We start from the raw sequence: 18452 nt of genomic DNA, 5'->3' as shown, positions 1-18452 counted from the left end.
ATAACTGAAGGCAACGTAACGCAGTTTACTTTAGCGTGCAGTCGCCGCACTGCTGTACGTCAGGTAAGCGGTAACGTTGGCAGCAGGTTCTGCGTACCAGAAGACCGTCGCGCATTACGACGGTCCGCCACAGCGGGTTATCCTGACCGTCGGATAGCTGCTTTTCAAAAAAACAGCGCTGGCGTAGCGTTGCCAGCAGGGCTTCGCCAAGCAGCGGTTTCATCTCAGTCAGATACCAGTTGATTAAATAACCGGTATTGCTCCAGATAAGTTTCGCGTTGATGTCGCCAGTCGCCTCCAGCGCCTGAATGACCGGCTGTAGTGCGGAGACTACCAGCGTTTCCATTCGTTCTTCCGGGGAACGCCCCGTTGCCAGGTTATCCTGATGCACGTCAAGCCAGAAACACGCGGCGCGCCCGGTTTCATGAAATTCAACGTGAATATGTTCTGCGGAGACATTGATAGCGCGCGCTTGCGTCAGTAATGCCAGCATCAGCGGCGGCGTCATCAGCCCGATATACCATTGCGCCCACAGGGAGAGTAACGGCTTATTTTCACGTGGCAGGCCTGGCGTGTGCCGATAGATGTGATCGGAATAGGCGGCCAGCAATGAACGAAACGTCGCGGGGCGCGTCCACTGGGCAAGAGTCATCGCCGCTGGCGGCGGCGTTTCATCCAGCCGGATGAAGTCCAACAGGTGCTTACGGGTAGAGGCGATCGTCTCGCGTACTGCGTCCGCCAGCGAGGCGTCTTCCGGCTGGGGAGCAGCTCGCCAGATAATATCGTCAGCAATCGGTGCGGAACGGTAGGCCATAGCGCAGTTTAATGATGTTAATCTAAATGATAATGATTGCCAATCCTATCGATAGCGATAAACGATGGCAAGCGGTTTATGGTTAACGCTGTTGGCGTAGCACGATTACGCCAACAGGATTCATAGGGCGCGCATGTCGTCGCTGACCAGAATGTGGTTACGTCCAAGATGCTTGGCTTCGTAGAGCGCTTTATCCGCTTTTTCGATAGCGTCTCCGATACTGCGATCCGTCAGGGGCGCAATGCCGATACTGACAGTGACATTGGTGGCGACGCTTTCGTTAAACATATGCGGGATTTTAAGATCGTATACTTCCTGTCGGATACGTTCTGCGGTAGCGCGGGCTTGCTGTGGTTCGGCGGTGGTCAGCAACACCAGAAATTCTTCCCCGCCAAAACGGCAGACGACATCGCGCGATCGCACGGCGTCCCGAATTGCCGCTGAGACGCGAATTAACGCCTGATCGCCCATCATATGACCGTAGTGATCGTTGTACGCTTTGAAATGATCGATATCCAATAGCAGGACGTAGTGTTCATGGCTGCCTGGCGCCTGTAACGTATCCAGCCGATTTTGCAGGCCACGGCGGTTATATAAGCCGGTTAATGGATCAAGCATACTCAGGCCATTGAGAGTTTCCCGCTCGGCCAGCAGCTTAAACATGAGCTGTTGGGCAAAATTATCGTAGCGTTTCTGGATAACATGTTGAATAGCGATTCCCACCATTGGCAGGGCCAGCAAATAGAGAATTCGCAAACCTTGTTCATTACCGTTCAGCCACAGGCAGACCGCGACTGGCGGTAGCGAATAGAGCGTAAACGCGACGATATTCGCGGCAAAGGCTATCGAGCCGATAAACAGAACGCTAAGCAGGGAGATCAGTAAAAAAGAGAAATCATAATGGCCTAACGCCGGATACTTTAGCGCAATATGCGCCGCCCATATTCCCCCAAAGAGTAGGGAGATAAAGGGGAGATTAATTCTTTTTTGTCCATATTTCCCATGCCATATCAACAGTAATACGCTCAGGACCACTATCCCGATCATTGGCGTGCAAAATACATTGATCTGATAAAGGGGGAAAACGAGAGTAAATAGCGCCGACACGGCGTTGAGAAACAAGAAAAGACGTAAAGAAAACTGATACTTCTTAATACGAAGCGACCGCCAGGATGGTGTTGTCATGGGTAATTGTCGTTATTTATCGGTGATATACACGGAATCGGGCGCCAACATGAAAATAACGTATGAGAAAAGGTCGCCTAAAGCGAGGTGTTGTTGTTTTTACGTTAACAGTCGGACAATTTATCACCTTACTGAATACGTGTCATCAACCGTTAAGTAAAACTCATCTCTTTAGCTTTCTCCCTGGCTGACAAATGAGAAAACATATCATATGATATTGGTTATCATTATCAATTCCAGAGGTGAAACCATGTTGCAGCGGACGTTAGGCAGCGGATGGGGCGTGTTATTGCCTGGAGTGATTATTGTTGGACTGGCGTTTATCGGCCTGTCAGCTTATGCGCTGAAGCTGTTGATTGTATCAGGATTGCTACTGTCTGCGCTGATGTTGTATCACAAACAATTACGGCATTTTGTACTGCTGCCATCGTGTATGGCGCTTATTGGCGGCATGATGTTGGCAATGATGAACTGGAATCAGGGATGAAAATGAAGAGGCAAAGGAAGGATAAGATAATTGGTGCGAGGGGGGGGACTTGAACCCCCACGTCCGTAAGGACACTAACACCTGAAGCTAGCGCGTCTACCAATTCCGCCACCTTCGCACAGTTATCTTACTTTTTGATATCGCCTCGTTGGTGCGAGGGGGGGGACTTGAACCCCCACGTCCGTAAGAACACTAACACCTGAAGCTAGCGCGTCTACCAATTCCGCCACCTTCGCCCAGTGCGAGCAATATCAACGTGGTTTTGGTGCGAGGGGGGGGACTTGAACCCCCACGTCCGTAAGGACACTAACACCTGAAGCTAGCGCGTCTACCAATTCCGCCACCTTCGCATACCATCGATTCTTGAAAAGAATCACTACCACGGAGGCGCATTCTAGTGGTTTTCAGCTATTCGTCAATAGTTAATTGCATGGGATAGATTGATTGCTGCAAAAATGGGCGCGAGACGTAGGTTGGATAAGACGCCTGGCGTCGCCATCCGGCACATGCAACCAGATGGCGCTGCGCTTATCAGGCCAACTATTTCTTCGCCTGACGGGTCATCACGGTACGATAAACCTTAAAGCGCCCGGTTTGCGCGATGACTTCATGGAAGCCAAAGGTCTCATCCAGAATCTTAGGATAGGGCAGAAAGGCGTTCGCCACGATGCGTAACTCTCCGCCGCTGTTCAGATGGCGCACTGCGCCGCGAATGAGCGTTTGCGCCGCATCAAGGCTGGTTTGCATTCCGTCGTGGAACGGCGGGTTGGAGATGATCATGTCAAAACGTCCTTTGACTTCCGAAAAGACGTTGCTGGCGAATACCTCGCCTTCAAGACCATTAGCGGCAAGCGTGGCGCGGCTAGCTTCCACCGCCGGCGCGCTGACGTCACACAGCGTCAGGCGCACTTTCGGCGAATGGCTGGCCAGCGCGGCGGAAAGTACGCCAGCGCCGCAGCCGACATCCAGCACTTTACCTTTGGTGTGCGGCGTCAGCGTAGACAGCAGCAGTTGGCTACCAACATCCAGTCCGTCGCGGCTGAATACGCCCGGCAACGTTTTGATGGTCAGCCCGTCGATATTGTACTCGGCCCACCAGGATTCAAGACTAAACTGCGGCTGCTTTTCCAGACGACCATGGTAAAGGCCGCAACGTCGCGCGCTATCTACTTTGTTCAGCGGCGCATAGTCCGCCAGCATCGGTTCGGCGCTACGCACGCCGCTGCGGTTTTCTCCCACGACGAAAACATCGCTGCCCACCGGCATCAGCGACAAAATATTCATCAACTGGAACTGCGCTTCGGGTTTATTTTTCGGCCAGTAGTAGATCAGCGTATCGCAGTCAGCGACATCGCTGGCTTGCGCGACCAGGCTAAAACGGACGTTATCGCCCATCTGGCGGCTTAACGCCTGCCAGTGGTGAAACTGTTGCGTATACGCGCGGCTGGCGGCGCATTCAAAGCGCGCGGGCAGGTCATCCTGCAAATCTCCGGCAAAAAGAATACGGCTTTGTTCGAAATCATCACTGTGGCGCAGCAAGACTTCACTTGCCGGGGTAAAAGCAGACATGGAATGCTCCTTAATTCAGACTGGCGGCGATTATAGTAGTTTGATGGCGGAGATTCGACAGATTTGCTATATTTGCGCCCCTGATTACAGGAGCGTTTCGCTATGACATCCCGACGAGACTGGCAGTTACAGCAACTGGGTATTACGCAGTGGGCGCTGCGACGTCCTGGCGCGCTACAGGGCGAAATTGCGATTTCCCTTCCCGCGCACGTTCGTCTGATCGTGGTTGCAGAGGAATTACCCGCGCTGAACGAGCCGCTAATGCGCGATATTTTACGCGCGTTGACCGTGAGTCCCGATCAGGTTTTACCCCTGGCGCCTGAGCGCGTCGCCATGCTGCCGCAGGGCAGCCGTTGTAATAGCTGGCGGTTAGGAACTGACGCGCCGCTCCAACTCGAAGGCGCTCAGGTCACGACGCCGGCGTTTAATGAACTCCGGGCAAACCCGGCGGCACGCGCCGCACTATGGCAACAAATCTGCGAACATGAACACGATTTCTATCCTCAGCACGACCGATCTCCCCGCAGCCTGGCAGATTGAGCAACGCGCTCATGCGTTTCCGTGGAGCGAAAAAACGTTTTTCGGCAACCAGGGCGAACGGTATCTCAACCTTAAGCTGACCGCTGATGACAGAATGGCCGCGTTTGCCATTACACAGGTGGTGCTGGACGAAGCGACGCTGTTCAATATTGCCGTCGATCCGGATTTTCAGCGTCGGGGGCTGGGGCGTATGCTGCTTGAGCATCTGATTGATGAACTGGAAAAACGTGGTGTTGTAACGCTATGGCTGGAGGTACGCGCCTCTAACGCTGCCGCCATCGCGCTGTATGAAAGTCTGGGGTTTAACGAGGCGACGATTCGCCGCAATTACTATCCCACGGCACAAGGGCATGAGGACGCCATCATCATGGCGTTACCGATAAGCATGTAATAAAAGAGGCAAGGTGTAATGATGAAGTGGGACTGGATTTTCTTTGATGCCGATGAAACGCTGTTTACGTTTGATTCTTTCACCGGCTTACAGCGGATGTTCCTTGACTATAGCGTCACCTTTACCGCTGAGGATTTCCAGGATTACCAGGCCGTGAATAAGCCGCTATGGGTGGATTATCAGAACGGCGCGATTACCTCATTACAATTGCAGCACGCGCGCTTTCAAAGTTGGGCTGAACGGCTAAACGTTGCGCCGGGGCTGCTGAATGACGCTTTTATTAGTGCGATGGCGGAGATCTGTTCTCCTTTGCCAGGCGCCGTTTCGCTACTTAATGCGATTCGCGGGCAGGCTAAAATCGGTATTATTACTAACGGTTTTACCGCGCTACAACAAACTCGTCTGGAGCGCACCGGGCTGCGCGAGTATTTCGATCTGCTGGTGATTTCCGAGCAGGTTGGCGTCGCGAAGCCCGATCCGAAAATCTTTAACTACGCCCTGGAGCAGGCGGGGAATCCTGACCGCTCGCGCGTATTAATGGTTGGCGATACCGCGGAGTCCGATATTCTTGGCGGCATTAACGCCGGACTGTCGACCTGCTGGCTTAACGCGCATCATCGCGAGCAGCCCGCGGGTATCCATCCAACCTGGACTGTGGCGTCATTAAGCGAACTGGAGCAGCTCCTGTGTAAACACTGATTGCCTCCCCCAGGTTGATGGGTAAAATAGCCGCATTTTTCGTATTCAACATGCGTGGTCAAACGCCGCGCTTACTCAAGAAGATTTGACTATGACGTTGTCTCCTTATTTGCAAGAGGTGGCCAAACGCCGCACTTTTGCCATTATTTCTCACCCGGACGCCGGTAAAACCACCATTACCGAAAAAGTGTTGCTGTTCGGACAGGCGATTCAGACCGCCGGTACGGTAAAAGGCCGTGGCTCCAGCCAACATGCAAAATCTGACTGGATGGAGATGGAAAAACAGCGTGGTATCTCTATCACCACCTCGGTGATGCAGTTCCCGTATCACGACTGTCTGGTGAACCTGCTGGACACCCCGGGGCACGAAGACTTCTCCGAAGATACCTACCGTACTTTGACGGCGGTTGACTGCTGTCTGATGGTCATCGACGCCGCGAAAGGCGTTGAGGACAGGACCCGTAAGCTGATGGAAGTTACCCGTCTGCGCGATACGCCGATCCTGACCTTTATGAACAAGCTGGACCGTGATATTCGCGATCCGATGGAGCTGCTGGATGAAGTCGAGAACGAGCTGAAAATCGGCTGTGCGCCGATCACCTGGCCAATTGGCTGCGGCAAGCTGTTTAAGGGCGTTTATCACCTTTATAAAGATGAAACTTATCTGTATCAGACCGGTAAGGGCCACACCATTCAGGAAGTGCGCATCGTTAAAGGGCTGAATAACCCGGATCTGGACGCCGCCGTCGGTGAAGACCTGGCGCAGCAACTGCGCGACGAGCTGGAACTGGTGCAGGGCGCATCTAACGAGTTTGATGAAGAGCTGTTCCTGGCAGGGGAAATTACCCCGGTATTTTTCGGTACCGCGCTGGGTAACTTTGGCGTTGACCATATGCTGGATGGTTTAGTGGCGTGGGCGCCCGCGCCGATGCCGCGTCAAACCGATACCCGCACAGTGGAAGCCTCAGAAGAGAAGTTCACCGGTTTTGTCTTTAAAATTCAGGCCAATATGGACCCGAAACACCGCGACCGCGTGGCGTTTATGCGCGTGGTTTCCGGTAAGTATGAGAAGGGCATGAAGTTACGCCAGGTCCGTACCGGCAAAGATGTGGTGATTTCCGACGCGTTAACTTTTATGGCGGGCGACCGTTCGCACGTTGAAGAAGCGTACCCGGGCGATATTTTGGGTCTGCATAACCACGGCACCATTCAGATCGGCGATACCTTCACTCAGGGCGAGATGATGAAGTTTACCGGTATCCCGAACTTTGCGCCGGAACTGTTCCGTCGTATTCGCCTGAAAGATCCGCTCAAGCAGAAGCAGCTACTGAAAGGGTTGGTGCAGCTTTCTGAAGAGGGGGCGGTGCAGGTATTCCGTCCCATCTCCAACAACGATCTGATTGTCGGCGCCGTGGGCGTTCTGCAGTTTGACGTTGTTGTCGCGCGCCTGAAAAGCGAATACAACGTTGAGGCGATTTATGAATCCGTCAACGTGGCGACGGCGCGCTGGGTGGAAAGCGCCGATGCGAAGAAATTCGAAGAGTTTAAGCGTAAGAATGAAACGCAGCTGGCGCTGGATGGCGGCGACAACCTTACCTATATCGCCCCAACAATGGTTAACCTGAACCTGACCCAGGAACGTTACCCTGACGTTCAGTTCCGTAAAACGCGCGAACACTGATCCCTTTCCGGGCGCGGCATCCGCCGCGCCTTCGTACTTTCCCTGCCTTTTTAACCGCTTACGGAATGTTCTTAAATCCCGCGTTTTTTCTCCGATCTGCCTGTTTTTTATACGCACCGACAAGCGATTTTAAAATTGTGATCTATATTTAACAAAGTGATGACATAAATGTCGGCTTTAATGCCTGTTCAATGCGTGAATATGAGAGCTTAAAGCTGAGATTTGTTTCAGTCACGATATTAATAACTGAAACGGAAGGGTGGCAGGCAGCGCGTCGTTACAAATTCACGAATGTGATGCCAGTCATTGACTTCAGAAACAGGTGAGTTTCACCGCATTCAGCAATGCAACCTCGTGTTGCCTGAGCTCAAATTACGAGCAAACTATACAGGACAAAATCGATGACTATGACAAGACTGAAGATTTCTAAAACTCTGCTGGCCGTAATGTTGACCTCTGCTGTTGCGACAGGTTCTGCCTTTGCAGAAAACGCAACAACGGACAAGGCGCAAAGCGGAACCGAAACCGCAGGGCAAAAAGTCGATAGCTCTATGAATAAAGTCGGTAACTTCATGGATGACAGCGCTATCACTGCGAAAGTCAAAGCTGCGCTGGTAGACCATGACAATATTAAAAGCACCGATATTTCTGTCGAAACCAATCAGAAAGTCGTCACCCTGAGCGGCTTTGTAGAAAGCCAGGCGCAGGCTGAAGCCGCCGTGAAAGTGGCGAAAGGCGTAGAAGGCGTGACCTCCGTTAGCGACAAACTTCACGTTCGCGACAATAAAGAAGGTTCCGTGAAAGGTTATGCCGGCGATACGGCCACGACCAGTGAAGTCAAAGCCAAGTTGCTGGCGGACGATCTCGTCCCTTCCCGTAAAGTAAAAGTGGAAACGACCGATGGCGTCGTACAGCTCTCCGGTACCGTTGAAACTCAGGAACAAAGCGACCGCGCTGAAAGCATCGCGAAAGCCGTTGATGGCGTAAAAAGTGTTAAAAACGATCTGAAAGTTCAGTAATTCGTCGTAATTCGTCCTCCCGACGTTTGTCGGGAGGCGTAATGTGCACCACACTAAAAATATCGCGAATGAGTAGCCTGAGCGCTCATATTTAGCGGTCGACATTAACTATGGTAAAGGAGAGGCTTATGTTTCGTTGGGGCATTATATTTCTGGTTATCGCGTTAATTGCCGCCGCATTGGGTTTTGGTGGACTGGCTGGTACGGCTGCCGGCGCGGCGAAAATCGTCTTCGTCGTCGGGATCGTGCTCTTCCTGGTCAGCCTGTTCATGGGCCGTAAACGACCCTAGCAGGCATCTGTAAAGATATATTGCTATCAAGCCAGTCCAGCGGACTGGCTTTTACGGTTTTAGCCGTTAACGTTTTGCGTTACCTTGTCAGCCTGGAAAAAAATGAAAAACAGGAAGGCAGAGGTGGGCCAGCGAATACCGGTTACGCTCGGCAATATTGCGCCGTTATCATTAACACCGTTCCGGCCAGGCCGTATGGCGCTGGTCTGTGAGGGCGGGGGGCAGCGGGGTATCTTTACCGCAGGCGTGCTGGATGAGTTTATGCGTGCGCAGTTTAATCCTTTCCATCTCTACTTCGGCACATCAGCCGGTGCGCAAAATCTCTCGGCGTATCTCTGCAACCAGCCCGGCTACGGGCGTAAAGTCATTATGCGCTATACCACCAGGCGCGAATTTTTTGATCCGCTGCGATTTGTACGCGGAGGAAACCTTATTGACCTCGACTGGCTGGTGGAATCCACCGCCGCCCGGATGCCGCTGCAAATGGATACCGCAGCGCGCCTGTTCGACAGCGGAAAATCCTTTTATATGTGCGCCTGCCGGGGGGATGATTACACGCCGGGCTATTTCTCGCCGACAAAACAAAACTGGCTTGATATCATTCGCGCCTCCAGCGCCATACCGGGTTTCTACCGTACCGGCGTTACGTTAGAGGGCATCAACTATCTGGACGGTGGCATTAGCGACGCCATTCCGGTTCAGGAGGCGGCAAAGCGAGGGGCGAAAACCATTGTGGTGATCCGCACCGTACCCTCGCAAATGTATTACACGCCGCAGTGGTTTAAGCGTATGGAGCGCTGGCTGGGGGAGAGCAGTCTACAGCCGTTGGTCAACCTGGTGCAGCATCATGAAACGTCCTACAGCGCGATCCAACAATTTATTGAAAAGCCGCCGGGTAAGCTGCGGATCATTGAAATTTATCCGCCGAAACCGCTGCACAGCATGGCGCTGGGCAGCCGTATCCCGGCGCTGCGTGAGGATTACAAAACCGGGCAATTATGCGGGCGTTATTTCCTTGCCACCGTTGGTAAATTGCTCGCCGCAACGCCGCCTCTCTTGCGCCATACGTCGCGGATTGCCGTGCCGGAAACGGTGGTCGTGCCTCCGGCGCCGGTGGCCAATGATACGCATGTGGCGGAGGTCATTAGCGCGCCGCAGGCAAACGACACCACATTTACCGACGAGGATCTGGCGTGAGCTGGCGCTTTATCGATACACACTGCCATTTTGATTTCCCGCCCTTTACGGGCGATGAGCGCGCCAGTATTCAGCGTGCCTGTGAGGCGGGCGTTGAAAAAATCATCGTGCCGGCGACCGAGGCGGCTCACTTTCCCCGCGTGCTGGCGCTGGCGGCGCGTTTCCCGTCGCTTTATGCTGCGCTGGGATTGCACCCCATTGTGATTGAGCGTCATGCCGATGACGATCCTGATAAGCTGCAACAGGCGCTGGCGCAACAACAGAACGTCGTGGCGGTAGGCGAGATCGGTCTCGATCTTTATCGCGACGATCCGCAGTTCGCCAGGCAAGAGCGATTTTTAGACGCGCAACTGCAACTGGCAAAACGCTACGATCTGCCGGTGATCCTGCACTCGCGGCGCACGCATGACAAACTGGCGATGCACTTAAAGCGCCAGGATCTGCCGCGAACCGGTGTGGTGCATGGTTTTGCCGGCAGTCTGCAACAGGCCGAACGCTTTGTGCTACTGGGCTATAAAATCGGCGTCGGCGGCACCATCACCTACCCGCGCGCCAGTAAAACCCGTGATGTTATGGCGCGGTTGCCGCTGGACGCGCTGTTGCTGGAGACCGATGCGCCGGATATGCCGCTAAAGGGGTTTCAGGGGCAGCCGAATCGCCCGGAGCAGGCGGCGCGCGTATTTGATGCGCTCTGCGAATTACGTCCGGAGCCCGCAGAGGTGATAGCCGATACGCTGTATCGCAATACCATTACCTTGTTTCGGCTCTGAGGGCATCGCAGCCGCCGTCCGGCAGGTGACGCTTACAAATATAGCGCCGGCAAAATCAGCTTCGCCACCCCACGCGCGCGCAATCCGTCAGCCAGCCGTTCCACCTCTTGCGGCGTCGCGCCTGGCCAGTCTTTCGCTTCGCCATAGACGCCATGCGCATGAAAGGCATTCAGGCGCACCGGAACCTCGCCCAGCGAAGTAATAAACGCCGCCAGTGAATCAATATGCGCCGCATAGTCCACCTGACCCGGGATAACCAGCAACCGCAGCTCCGCCAGTTTTCCCTGCGCAGCAAGAAAGCGGATACTGTGCTTAATATGCGTGTTATCACGTCCGGTCAGACGGTGATGACACTCGCTCTTCCAGGCTTTCAGATCGAGCATTACGCCGTCGCAAACCGGCAGTAGTTTTTGCCAGCCGGTCTCGCTTAACTGACCATTACTGTCCACCAGACAGGTCAGCCGTTGTAACTGCGGATCGGCTTTGATCGCCGTAAATAGCGCCACAATAAACGGTAATTGCGTGGTCGCCTCTCCGCCGCTGACGGTAATGCCTTCAATAAACAGCGATGCTTTACGAATATGACGCAGCACATCGTCCACGCTCATGGTCTGCGCCATTGGCGTTGCCTGCTGTGGGCACATTTTCAGGCAGGTATCGCACTGCTCGCAGACGTCCGACCGCCATACTACTTTCCCGCCATCAACGCTGAGGGCGTGGTGCGGACACTGCGATACGCATTCCCCGCAGTCGTTACAGCGTCCCATCGTCCACGGGTTATGGCAATTCTTGCAGCGCAAATTGCAGCCCTGTAAGAATAATGCCAGGCGGCTGCCTGGCCCATCGACGCAGGAAAACGCAATGATCTTACTGACTAAAGCGCATCTGTTGTTCATGGCTGACTACGCGTGGCTGTCGTTCCAGGATGCGGGTATTACGTGCGGCTTCTTCTCCCAGCCAGGTGGTATTCGTGCGCGAGCCTTCGGCGCGAAATTTCGCCAGATCCGACAGGCGCACCATATAACCGGTGACGCGCACCAGATCGTTGCCGCTGACATTGGCGGTAAATTCCCGCATCCCGGCTTTGAACGCGCCAAGACAAAGCTGGACCAACGCCTGCGGATTACGCTTGATGGTTTCGTCCAGCGTCAGAATGTCGCTGATCCCGGCATGATAAAAGGCATGGTGCGGTGCGACGGTTTGTAAATGGGTGATAGGGTCCGGTTCATCGCCATACGGCAGACGCGCGCCCGGCGTAGTGCCGATATCGGAACTGATGCCAGACTGGGCATGGAGCAGCGCCCGTTGCTTCCAGCCATACTTCACTGGCGTATTTTCGACGAAATCCGCCAGTTGGGCGCTAATACGGTAGCCCAGCTCGTTCGCCGTTTCATTCTTGCCGTAACGGGCGTTCAGGCCCGCGTTTTCGCACAGCAGATTCACGGCTTCCGCCAGCCCGTACATACCGAACATCGGCGCAAAACGTTCGGGATCGATCAAACCTTCCTGTACAAGAAAGCTATTCTCAAAGAAATGTGACTTTTCATAGAGGAATTCACATCGTGAATTAATGATGGCGATCTGCTGTCGGCAGTAGTGCGGTAGCGTACGTGAAAAGAAGTCATCGACAGACGTACTGCGTTCTGCCACGGCTTTCAGGTTAAGACGTACCAGCGTACTGCCGCCGCCGCCAAGCGGTAGCGAGTTATAACAACTGACGATGCCATAATGACCTTTTGTGAAAATTTTATCATTTACAGGGCCATTGGAAATGTGTGGCTTACTACATTCACAAATGTTTTTGGCGACCTCCAGCAGCAGATCGTCCGGCGTAGTTTCCGCATCGTAGATAAACGTCAGGTTAGGCGCCACCTGCTTTAGCTCGGCATCAGCGCGCAAAATCGCTCGTGTGACAGGCGTATCGGCAGGGCCAATATTGGCATGCATAAAGGCGTCTGGCAGCGTTCTGTCGAGATAACGCCAGAAACGTTTTATTCGAATATCGATCGCATCTTGTGTTAGAATTCTAACATACGGTTGCAGCAACGCATCAAGCTGGCCGAGATAAACCGGCATGGACGTCACGGAAGGTACGTGATGATACAGAATGGTGAGTAGGGATAACGCATCATCCAGATCTTTCGCGCCTTCCAGTTCCAGCCACTGTGAACCGTTAGCCAGAAATCGGGCGTAATCGGGCAACACGTAGCGCGGTTTGAAGGGGGCGTGCCCCTCAAACATATCGCAAATGACGCCTTCATCCAGCGCCTGGCGGGCATCTTCCGGCAGGGGGGGATAAGGCAGGGCGTTTTCAGCTTCCAGCGCCAGAAAATGGCGTTTTTGTTCAGGCGTGAGCACCGGGCTGGTCACAATTTGCTGGCAACGCTGCTGGAGCGCAGTTTCGCATGAGGCAGGCATCTTCGTTTCCTCTTTATGCCGGGACGATGCGCTATTGTAGAAAATGGCGGCAAACCGACTTTGATCCTGATGCGCTTATCGCTCGAAGAACAGGCGGTGACGGCGGGATAATTTGATTCAGATCTCATTACAGTAATGCAAATTTGTACGTAGTTTTCATTAACTGTGATGTATATCGAAGTGTAAACGCGATTGAATGTTAGAATATTAACAGACTCGCAAGGTGAAATTTTATACGGCAATGCCGTTGGAGAATGTCATGACTGATTTAAAAGCAAGCAGCCTGCGTGCGCTCAAACTGATGGATCTGACCACTCTGAACGATGACGACACCAATGAAAAAGTGATCGCGTTGTGTCATCAGGCAAAAACCCCGGTCGGGAATACGGCGGCGATTTGTATTTACCCGCGTTTTATCCCGATTGCGCGTAAAACTCTGAAAGAACAAGGTACCCCGGACATCCGCATTGCAACGGTGACTAACTTCCCGCATGGCAATGATGACATCGATATTGCGCTGGCGGAAACCCGTGCGGCGATCGCCTACGGCGCTGACGAAGTGGACGTGGTATTCCCGTACCGCGCGTTGATCGCCGGTAACGAGCAGGTGGGTTTTGACCTGGTAAAAGCCTGTAAAGACGCTTGTGCCGCAGCGAACGTATTGCTGAAAGTGATCATTGAAACCGGCGAGCTGAAAGAAGAGGCGCTGATTCGTAAAGCCTCTGAAATCTCCATCAAAGCCGGTGCGGATTTCATCAAAACCTCTACCGGTAAAGTGCCGGTAAACGCTACGCCGGAAAGCGCGCGCATCATGATGGAAGTGATCCGCGACATGGGCGTTTCCAAAACCGTTGGCTTCAAACCGGCGGGCGGCGTACGTACGGCGGAAGACGCGCAGAAATTCCTCGCGATTGCAGACGAACTATTTGGCGCTGACTGGGCAGATTCTCGTCACTACCGCTTTGGCGCATCCAGCCTGCTGGCAAGCCTGCTGAAAGCGCTGGGTCACGGCGACGGTAAGAGCGCCAGCAGCTACTAAGCTCTGATTTGCCGGATGGCGCTGCGCTTATCCGGCCTACAAATCCAGGCCTGTAGGCCGGATAAGGCGTTAGCCGCCATCCGGCGATGTAAGCCTTCTACTCTTTTCCCTCAGGAGGGTACCGTGTTTCTCGCACAAGAAATTATTCGTAAAAAGCGTGATGGTCATGCGTTGAGTGACGAAGAAATTCGTTTCTTTATCAATGGTATTCGTGACAATACTATCTCTGAAGGGCAGATTGCCGCCCTGGCGATGACCATCTTCTTCCACGATATGACCATGCCGGAGCGTGTTTCGCTGACCATGGCGATGCGGGATTCCGGTACTGTCCTTGACTGGAAAAGCCTGAATCTCAATGGCCCGATTGTCGATAAGCATTCGACCGGCGGCGTAGGGGACGTGACGTCTCTGATGCTGGGGCCAATGGTAGCGGCCTGCGGCGGTTATGTGCCGATGATCTCCGGTCGCGGCCTTGGACATACCGGCGGTACGCTCGACAAACTGGAAGCGATCCCGGGCTTTGATATCTTCCCGGACGACAACCGTTTCCGCGAAATTATTCAAGACGTGGGTGTGGCGATTATTGGGCAGACCAGCTCGCTTGCACCGGCGGACAAACGTTTTTACGCCACCCGCGATATTACCGCGACGGTGGACTCTATTCCGCTGATCACTGGTTCCATCCTCGCCAAGAAACTGGCCGAAGGGCTGGATGCGCTGGTAATGGACGTCAAAGTCGGCAGTGGCGCGTTTATGCCAACCTATGAACTTTCTGAAGCCCTTGCTGAAGCGATTGTTGGCGTGGCAAACGGCGCGGGAGTTCGCACTACGGCGTTGTTAACCGATATGAACCAGGTGCTGGCTTCGAGCGCCGGTAACGCGGTGGAAGTGCGTGAAGCCGTGCAGTTCCTGACCGGTGAATACCGCAATCCGCGCTTGTTTGACGTTACCATGGCGCTATGCGTGGAGATGCTGATCTCCGGCCAGCTGGCGAAAGACGACGCCGAAGCGCGTGCCAAACTGCAGGCGGTGCTGGATAACGGTAAAGCGGCAGAAGTCTTTGGTCGTATGGTGGCCGCGCAGAAAGGGCCGAGCGATTTCGTTGAGAACTACGATAAATACCTGCCGACCGCCATGTTGAGCAAAGCGGTATATGCTGATACCGAAGGGTTTATCAGCGCAATGGATACGCGTGCGCTGGGGATGGCGGTCGTCTCGATGGGCGGCGGCCGTCGTCAGGCGTCAGATACCATTGATTACAGCGTTGGCTTTACCGACATGGCCCGTCTGGGCGACAGCATCGACGGGCAGCGCCCGCTGGCGGTGATTCATGCCAAAGACGAAACCAGTTGGCAGGAAGCGGCGAAGGCCGTCAAAGCGGCAATTATCCTTGACGATAAAGCGCCAGCAAGCACACCTTCGGTCTATCGTCGAATTACTGAATAGTTGTATACTGATCTGATCAATTATTTTTGAAGCACTAAGTACGGAGAAGATATGAAACGTGCATTTATTATGGTGCTGGACTCATTCGGCATCGGCGCTACTGAAGACGCGGATCGTTTTGGCGACGTAGGTTCCGACACTCTGGGCCACATCGCAGAAGCTTGCGCCAAAGGCGAAGCTGACAATGGCCGTAAAGGCCCGTTGAATCTGCCTAACCTGACTCGTCTGGGGCTGGTGAAAGCGCATGAAGGCTCTACCGGTAAAATTGCCGCCGGCATGGACGGCAACGCGGACGTTATTGGCGCATACGCATGGGCGCACGAACTGTCCTCCGGCAAAGATACGCCGTCCGGCCACTGGGAAATCGCCGGCGTGCCGGTGCTGTTCGACTGGGGCTATTTCAGCGATCACGAAAACAGCTTCCCGCAGGAACTGCTGGATAAGCTGGTGAAACGCGCCAACCTGCCGGGCTATCTCGGTAACTGCCACTCTTCCGGCACCGTTATTCTGGACCAGCTCGGCGAAGAGCACATGAAAACCGGCAAGCCGATTTTCTACACCTCCGCTGACTCCGTGTTCCAGATTGCCTGCCACGAAGAGACCTTTGGCCTGGATAAACTCTACGAGCTGTGCGAAATCGCCCGTGAAGAGCTGACCGAAGGCGGCTACAACATTGGCCGCGTGATCGCGCGTCCGTTTATCGGCGACAAGGCCGGTAACTTCCAGCGTACCGGTAACCGTCACGACCTGGCCGTTGAACCGCCAGCGCCGACCGTGCTGCAGAAACTGGTCGATGAAAAACAGGGCCACGTGGTGTCCGTCGGTAAGATTGCCGACATCTACGCCAACTGCGGCATCACTAAGAAAGTGAAAGCGACCGGTCTGGACGCGCTGTTCGACGCGACCCTCAAAGAGATGAAAGAAGCGGGCGATAAAACCATCGTCTTCACTAACTTCGTCGACTTCGACTCTTCCTGGGGCCACCGTCGCGACATCGCGGGCTACGCCGCAGGTCTGGAGCTGTTTGACCGCCGTCTGCCGGAGCTGATGGAGCTGGTGGGTGAAGATGACATTCTGATCCTGACCGCTGACCACGGCTGTGACCCGAGCTGGACCGGTACTGACCATACCCGTGAGCACATTCCGGTGCTGATCTACGGTCCAAAAGTCAAACCGGGCTCTTTAGGTCACCGTGAAACCTTCGCGGATATCGGCCAGACGCTGGCGACCTACTTTGGTACATCGCCAATGGACTACGGTAAAAACATGCTGTGATACCCGTTGTCTTTCGCGCTGTAGATGCGTTGACTTCATTCGCTCACCCCGGTCACATAGTTAATCTATGCTCCCGGGGATTCACGAATTCGTCGCCTTCCTGCAACGCGAAATCCTTAGGGTATTTCACTGTTTTTACACACGTTTTGTAGGCCTGATAAGGCGTAGCCGCCATCAGGCAATAACAACAAATTTAAAGGGAACTGAAGATGGCAACTCCACATATTAATGCAGAAATGGGTGATTTCGCTGACGTCGTATTGATGCCGGGCGACCCGCTGCGTGCGAAGCACATTGCTGAGACTTTCCTCGAAGATGTCCGCGAAGTGAACAACGTTCGCGGCATGTTAGGTTTCACCGGGACTTACAAAGGCCGTAAGATCTCCGTGATGGGCCACGGTATGGGTATCCCGTCCTGCTCCATCTATACCAAAGAGCTGATCACCGATTTCGGCGTGAAGAAAATCATTCGCGTCGGCTCCTGCGGCGCTGTGCGCATGGACGTCAAACTGCGCGACGTGGTGATCGGTATGGGTGCCTGCACCGACTCCAAAGTGAACCGTATCCGTTTTAAAGATCATGACTTCGCGGCTATCGCTGACTTCGACATGGTGCGTAACGCGGTTGACGCAGCAAAAGCGCTGGGCGTAGACGCGCGCGTGGGCAACCTGTTCTCCGCAGACCTGTTCTACTCTCCGGACGGCGAAATGTTCGACGTGATGGAAAAATACGGCGTACTGGGCGTAGAGATGGAAGCGGCGGGCATCTACGGCGTTGCGGCTGAGTTTGGCGCGAAAGCGCTGACTATCTGCACCGTGTCCGACCACATCCGTACCCACGAGCAGACCACTGCCGCTGAACGGCAGACGACCTTCAACGACATGATCAAAATCGCACTGGAATCCGTACTGCTGGGCGATAAAGAGTAAGATTGTGCTGTGCCCGGTGGCGCTTCGCTTACCGGGCCTACAACGGCCTGCGGTTGTTACCGGATCGACTTGTAGGCTGGATAAGGCGTAGCCGCCATCCGGCAATCTGCTGTTTATACTGCGAGCCTCATTCCCGAATTACCCTCTCCGCATTGCCTTTTGCTATTAACCCGTTACGTTTGGATTTTGTTTAAGGAATGAACAAAATGTCGAACTATCGTCGTTATTACATTAACGGTGGAACCTGGTTTTTCACGGTTAATCTGAAAAACCGGAAAAGTGATTTACTTGTCCGTCAGATTGCGGAATTACGCTCTGCTATTCGCCGAGTGAAAAATACGAAGCCTTTTCAAATTGATGCTTTTGTCGTGTTGCCTGAGCATCTGCATTGCATCTGGACGCTTCCTGAGAACGATTGTGACTTTTCATCTCGCTGGCGGGAGCTTAAAAAGTTATTTACCAAATCGATAATGCGCCATGACGTGTGGCAGCCACGATTCTGGGAGCACGCGATTCGCGACGAAAAGGACTTTCGCCGACATGCCGATTACCTCTACTTCAACCCCGTGAAGCACGGTTGGGTAAGGCGGGTGCAGGACTGGCCGTTTTCGACCTTTCATCGTGATGTTCGCAATGGCGTTTACCCGGTTGATTGGGCGGGGGAGGTGAGGGATCTTGACGCTGGTGAGTGGCGGTAATGCCG

Annotated in this window: 19 protein-coding genes and 3 tRNA genes; 14 read left to right on the top strand and 8 right to left on the bottom strand. The window is 53.9% G+C overall.

Features of this window, described 5'->3' with window-relative positions; genetic code table 11:
- Positions 1 to 25: 25 nt before the first annotated feature.
- Positions 26 to 814 (bottom strand): siderophore-iron reductase FhuF, encoded by a 789-nt coding sequence (gene fhuF / locus ACLJZ5_RS14430; RefSeq protein ID WP_001525831.1) that lies wholly within the window; start codon positions 812 to 814, stop codon positions 26 to 28.
- 120 nt (positions 815 to 934) lie between these two features.
- On the bottom strand, positions 935 to 1999 hold the full coding sequence (locus tag ACLJZ5_RS14425) for a GGDEF domain-containing protein (protein WP_024797788.1): 1065 nt from the start codon (positions 1997 to 1999) through the stop codon (positions 935 to 937).
- A 250-nt stretch (positions 2000 to 2249) separates the two neighbouring features.
- On the opposite strand from ACLJZ5_RS14425, the gene ACLJZ5_RS14420 reads away from it, so the two are divergent.
- On the top strand, positions 2250 to 2486 hold the full coding sequence (locus ACLJZ5_RS14420; RefSeq protein WP_000941879.1) for a DUF1435 domain-containing protein: 237 nt from the start codon (positions 2250 to 2252) through the stop codon (positions 2484 to 2486).
- Between the two features lie 31 nt (positions 2487 to 2517).
- Here ACLJZ5_RS14420 and ACLJZ5_RS14415 read toward each other — a convergent pair.
- The 4 genes from ACLJZ5_RS14415 to rsmC form a co-directional block, all read right to left on the bottom strand.
- A tRNA-Leu gene (locus ACLJZ5_RS14415) sits at positions 2518 to 2604 on the bottom strand.
- A 31-nt stretch (positions 2605 to 2635) separates the two neighbouring features.
- A tRNA-Leu gene (locus tag ACLJZ5_RS14410) sits at positions 2636 to 2722 on the bottom strand.
- 27 nt (positions 2723 to 2749) lie between these two features.
- Positions 2750 to 2836: transfer RNA gene (locus ACLJZ5_RS14405), tRNA-Leu, on the bottom strand.
- A gap of 190 nt (positions 2837 to 3026) precedes the next feature.
- A complete protein-coding gene (gene rsmC / locus ACLJZ5_RS14400) occupies positions 3027 to 4055 on the bottom strand; it encodes a 16S rRNA (guanine(1207)-N(2))-methyltransferase RsmC (RefSeq protein ID WP_001272293.1) in 1029 nt (342 codons plus the stop codon).
- A 102-nt stretch (positions 4056 to 4157) separates the two neighbouring features.
- On the opposite strand from rsmC, the gene ACLJZ5_RS14395 reads away from it, so the two are divergent.
- The 8 genes from ACLJZ5_RS14395 to ACLJZ5_RS14360 all read left to right on the top strand — a co-directional run bounded on the left by ACLJZ5_RS14395 (position 4158) and on the right by ACLJZ5_RS14360 (position 10642).
- A complete protein-coding gene (locus ACLJZ5_RS14395) occupies positions 4158 to 4595 on the top strand; it encodes a DNA polymerase III subunit psi (RefSeq protein ID WP_000203996.1) in 438 nt (145 codons plus the stop codon).
- Positions 4540 to 4986 carry a ribosomal protein S18-alanine N-acetyltransferase gene (gene rimI / locus ACLJZ5_RS14390; RefSeq protein WP_001092435.1) on the top strand — a complete coding sequence of 149 codons (447 nt, stop codon included), beginning with the start codon at positions 4540 to 4542 and terminating at the stop codon, positions 4984 to 4986. Before ACLJZ5_RS14395 ends, rimI begins: the two co-directional genes overlap by 56 nt.
- 21 nt (positions 4987 to 5007) lie before the next feature.
- Positions 5008 to 5685, top strand: coding sequence for a pyrimidine 5'-nucleotidase (gene yjjG / locus ACLJZ5_RS14385; RefSeq protein WP_000870686.1), 678 nt, complete (start codon positions 5008 to 5010; stop codon positions 5683 to 5685).
- 91 nt (positions 5686 to 5776) lie between these two features.
- Positions 5777 to 7366, top strand: coding sequence for a peptide chain release factor 3 (gene prfC, locus ACLJZ5_RS14380; RefSeq protein WP_000175965.1), 1590 nt, complete (start codon positions 5777 to 5779; stop codon positions 7364 to 7366).
- Between the two features lie 401 nt (positions 7367 to 7767).
- Entirely contained in the window at positions 7768 to 8385 is a 618-nt protein-coding gene (gene osmY / locus ACLJZ5_RS14375; RefSeq protein WP_000178963.1) for a molecular chaperone OsmY, read from the top strand.
- A 128-nt stretch (positions 8386 to 8513) separates the two neighbouring features.
- Entirely contained in the window at positions 8514 to 8675 is a 162-nt protein-coding gene (locus tag ACLJZ5_RS14370) for a DUF1328 domain-containing protein (protein WP_000490276.1), read from the top strand.
- Positions 8676 to 8798: 123 nt separating this feature from the next.
- Positions 8799 to 9872 (top strand): patatin family protein, encoded by a 1074-nt coding sequence (locus tag ACLJZ5_RS14365; protein ID WP_000531540.1) that lies wholly within the window; start codon positions 8799 to 8801, stop codon positions 9870 to 9872.
- Positions 9869 to 10642 (top strand): metal-dependent hydrolase, encoded by a 774-nt coding sequence (locus ACLJZ5_RS14360; protein WP_024797787.1) that lies wholly within the window; start codon positions 9869 to 9871, stop codon positions 10640 to 10642. The genes ACLJZ5_RS14365 and ACLJZ5_RS14360 overlap by 4 nt, the downstream gene beginning before the upstream one ends.
- Before the next feature lie 32 nt (positions 10643 to 10674).
- On the opposite strand, the gene ACLJZ5_RS14355 is transcribed toward ACLJZ5_RS14360, so the two are convergent.
- Together ACLJZ5_RS14355 and ACLJZ5_RS14350 are read right to left on the bottom strand one after the other, a co-directional pair.
- Entirely contained in the window at positions 10675 to 11538 is an 864-nt protein-coding gene (locus tag ACLJZ5_RS14355; protein ID WP_024797786.1) for a YjjW family glycine radical enzyme activase, read from the bottom strand.
- Positions 11510 to 13060, bottom strand: a complete 1551-nt coding sequence (locus ACLJZ5_RS14350) for a YjjI family glycine radical enzyme (RefSeq protein WP_024797785.1) — start codon at positions 13058 to 13060, stop codon at positions 11510 to 11512. Before ACLJZ5_RS14350 ends, ACLJZ5_RS14355 begins: the two co-directional genes overlap by 29 nt.
- 259 nt (positions 13061 to 13319) lie before the next feature.
- On the opposite strand from ACLJZ5_RS14350, the gene deoC reads away from it, so the two are divergent.
- From deoC to ACLJZ5_RS14325, 5 genes are all read left to right on the top strand, one after another.
- The gene (gene deoC / locus ACLJZ5_RS14345; protein WP_001519713.1) at positions 13320 to 14099 is read left to right on the top strand and encodes a deoxyribose-phosphate aldolase; all 780 of its coding nucleotides are present in this window, start codon (positions 13320 to 13322) and stop codon (positions 14097 to 14099) included.
- 123 nt (positions 14100 to 14222) lie between these two features.
- Complete coding sequence (gene deoA, locus ACLJZ5_RS14340) at positions 14223 to 15545, top strand: thymidine phosphorylase (RefSeq protein ID WP_000477840.1); 1323 nt, start codon at positions 14223 to 14225, stop codon at positions 15543 to 15545.
- A gap of 51 nt (positions 15546 to 15596) precedes the next feature.
- Positions 15597 to 16820 carry a phosphopentomutase gene (deoB, locus tag ACLJZ5_RS14335; RefSeq protein WP_000816454.1) on the top strand — a complete coding sequence of 408 codons (1224 nt, stop codon included), beginning with the start codon at positions 15597 to 15599 and terminating at the stop codon, positions 16818 to 16820.
- A 209-nt stretch (positions 16821 to 17029) separates the two neighbouring features.
- Positions 17030 to 17749 (top strand): purine-nucleoside phosphorylase, encoded by a 720-nt coding sequence (gene deoD / locus ACLJZ5_RS14330; RefSeq protein ID WP_000224864.1) that lies wholly within the window; start codon positions 17030 to 17032, stop codon positions 17747 to 17749.
- Between the two features lie 206 nt (positions 17750 to 17955).
- Positions 17956 to 18447, top strand: a complete 492-nt coding sequence (locus ACLJZ5_RS14325) for an REP-associated tyrosine transposase (RefSeq protein WP_000073956.1) — start codon at positions 17956 to 17958, stop codon at positions 18445 to 18447.
- Positions 18448 to 18452 lie beyond the last annotated feature (5 nt).

Source organism: Salmonella sp. 5800, from assembly GCF_046558195.1.
Taxonomy (GTDB): Bacteria; Pseudomonadota; Gammaproteobacteria; order Enterobacterales; family Enterobacteriaceae; genus Salmonella; species Salmonella enterica.
Note: the sequence above shows the minus strand (reverse complement) of the source record. Positions and strands in the feature narration are given on the sequence as shown.

Coding starts and splice junctions, on each gene's coding strand:
- fhuF (WP_001525831.1), bottom strand. CDS start 814: ATGGCCTACCGTTCCGCACCGATTGCTGACGATATTATCTGGCGAGCT.
- ACLJZ5_RS14425 (WP_024797788.1), bottom strand. CDS start 1,999: ATGACAACACCATCCTGGCGGTCGCTTCGTATTAAGAAGTATCAGTTT.
- ACLJZ5_RS14420 (WP_000941879.1), top strand. CDS start 2,250: ATGTTGCAGCGGACGTTAGGCAGCGGATGGGGCGTGTTATTGCCTGGA.
- rsmC (WP_001272293.1), bottom strand. CDS start 4,055: ATGTCTGCTTTTACCCCGGCAAGTGAAGTCTTGCTGCGCCACAGTGAT.
- ACLJZ5_RS14395 (WP_000203996.1), top strand. CDS start 4,158: ATGACATCCCGACGAGACTGGCAGTTACAGCAACTGGGTATTACGCAG.
- rimI (WP_001092435.1), top strand. CDS start 4,540: ATGAACACGATTTCTATCCTCAGCACGACCGATCTCCCCGCAGCCTGG.
- yjjG (WP_000870686.1), top strand. CDS start 5,008: ATGAAGTGGGACTGGATTTTCTTTGATGCCGATGAAACGCTGTTTACG.
- prfC (WP_000175965.1), top strand. CDS start 5,777: ATGACGTTGTCTCCTTATTTGCAAGAGGTGGCCAAACGCCGCACTTTT.
- osmY (WP_000178963.1), top strand. CDS start 7,768: ATGACTATGACAAGACTGAAGATTTCTAAAACTCTGCTGGCCGTAATG.
- ACLJZ5_RS14370 (WP_000490276.1), top strand. CDS start 8,514: ATGTTTCGTTGGGGCATTATATTTCTGGTTATCGCGTTAATTGCCGCC.
- ACLJZ5_RS14355 (WP_024797786.1), bottom strand. CDS start 11,538: ATGAACAACAGATGCGCTTTAGTCAGTAAGATCATTGCGTTTTCCTGC.
- ACLJZ5_RS14350 (WP_024797785.1), bottom strand. CDS start 13,060: ATGCCTGCCTCATGCGAAACTGCGCTCCAGCAGCGTTGCCAGCAAATT.
- deoC (WP_001519713.1), top strand. CDS start 13,320: ATGACTGATTTAAAAGCAAGCAGCCTGCGTGCGCTCAAACTGATGGAT.
- deoB (WP_000816454.1), top strand. CDS start 15,597: ATGAAACGTGCATTTATTATGGTGCTGGACTCATTCGGCATCGGCGCT.
- deoD (WP_000224864.1), top strand. CDS start 17,030: ATGGCAACTCCACATATTAATGCAGAAATGGGTGATTTCGCTGACGTC.
- ACLJZ5_RS14325 (WP_000073956.1), top strand. CDS start 17,956: ATGTCGAACTATCGTCGTTATTACATTAACGGTGGAACCTGGTTTTTC.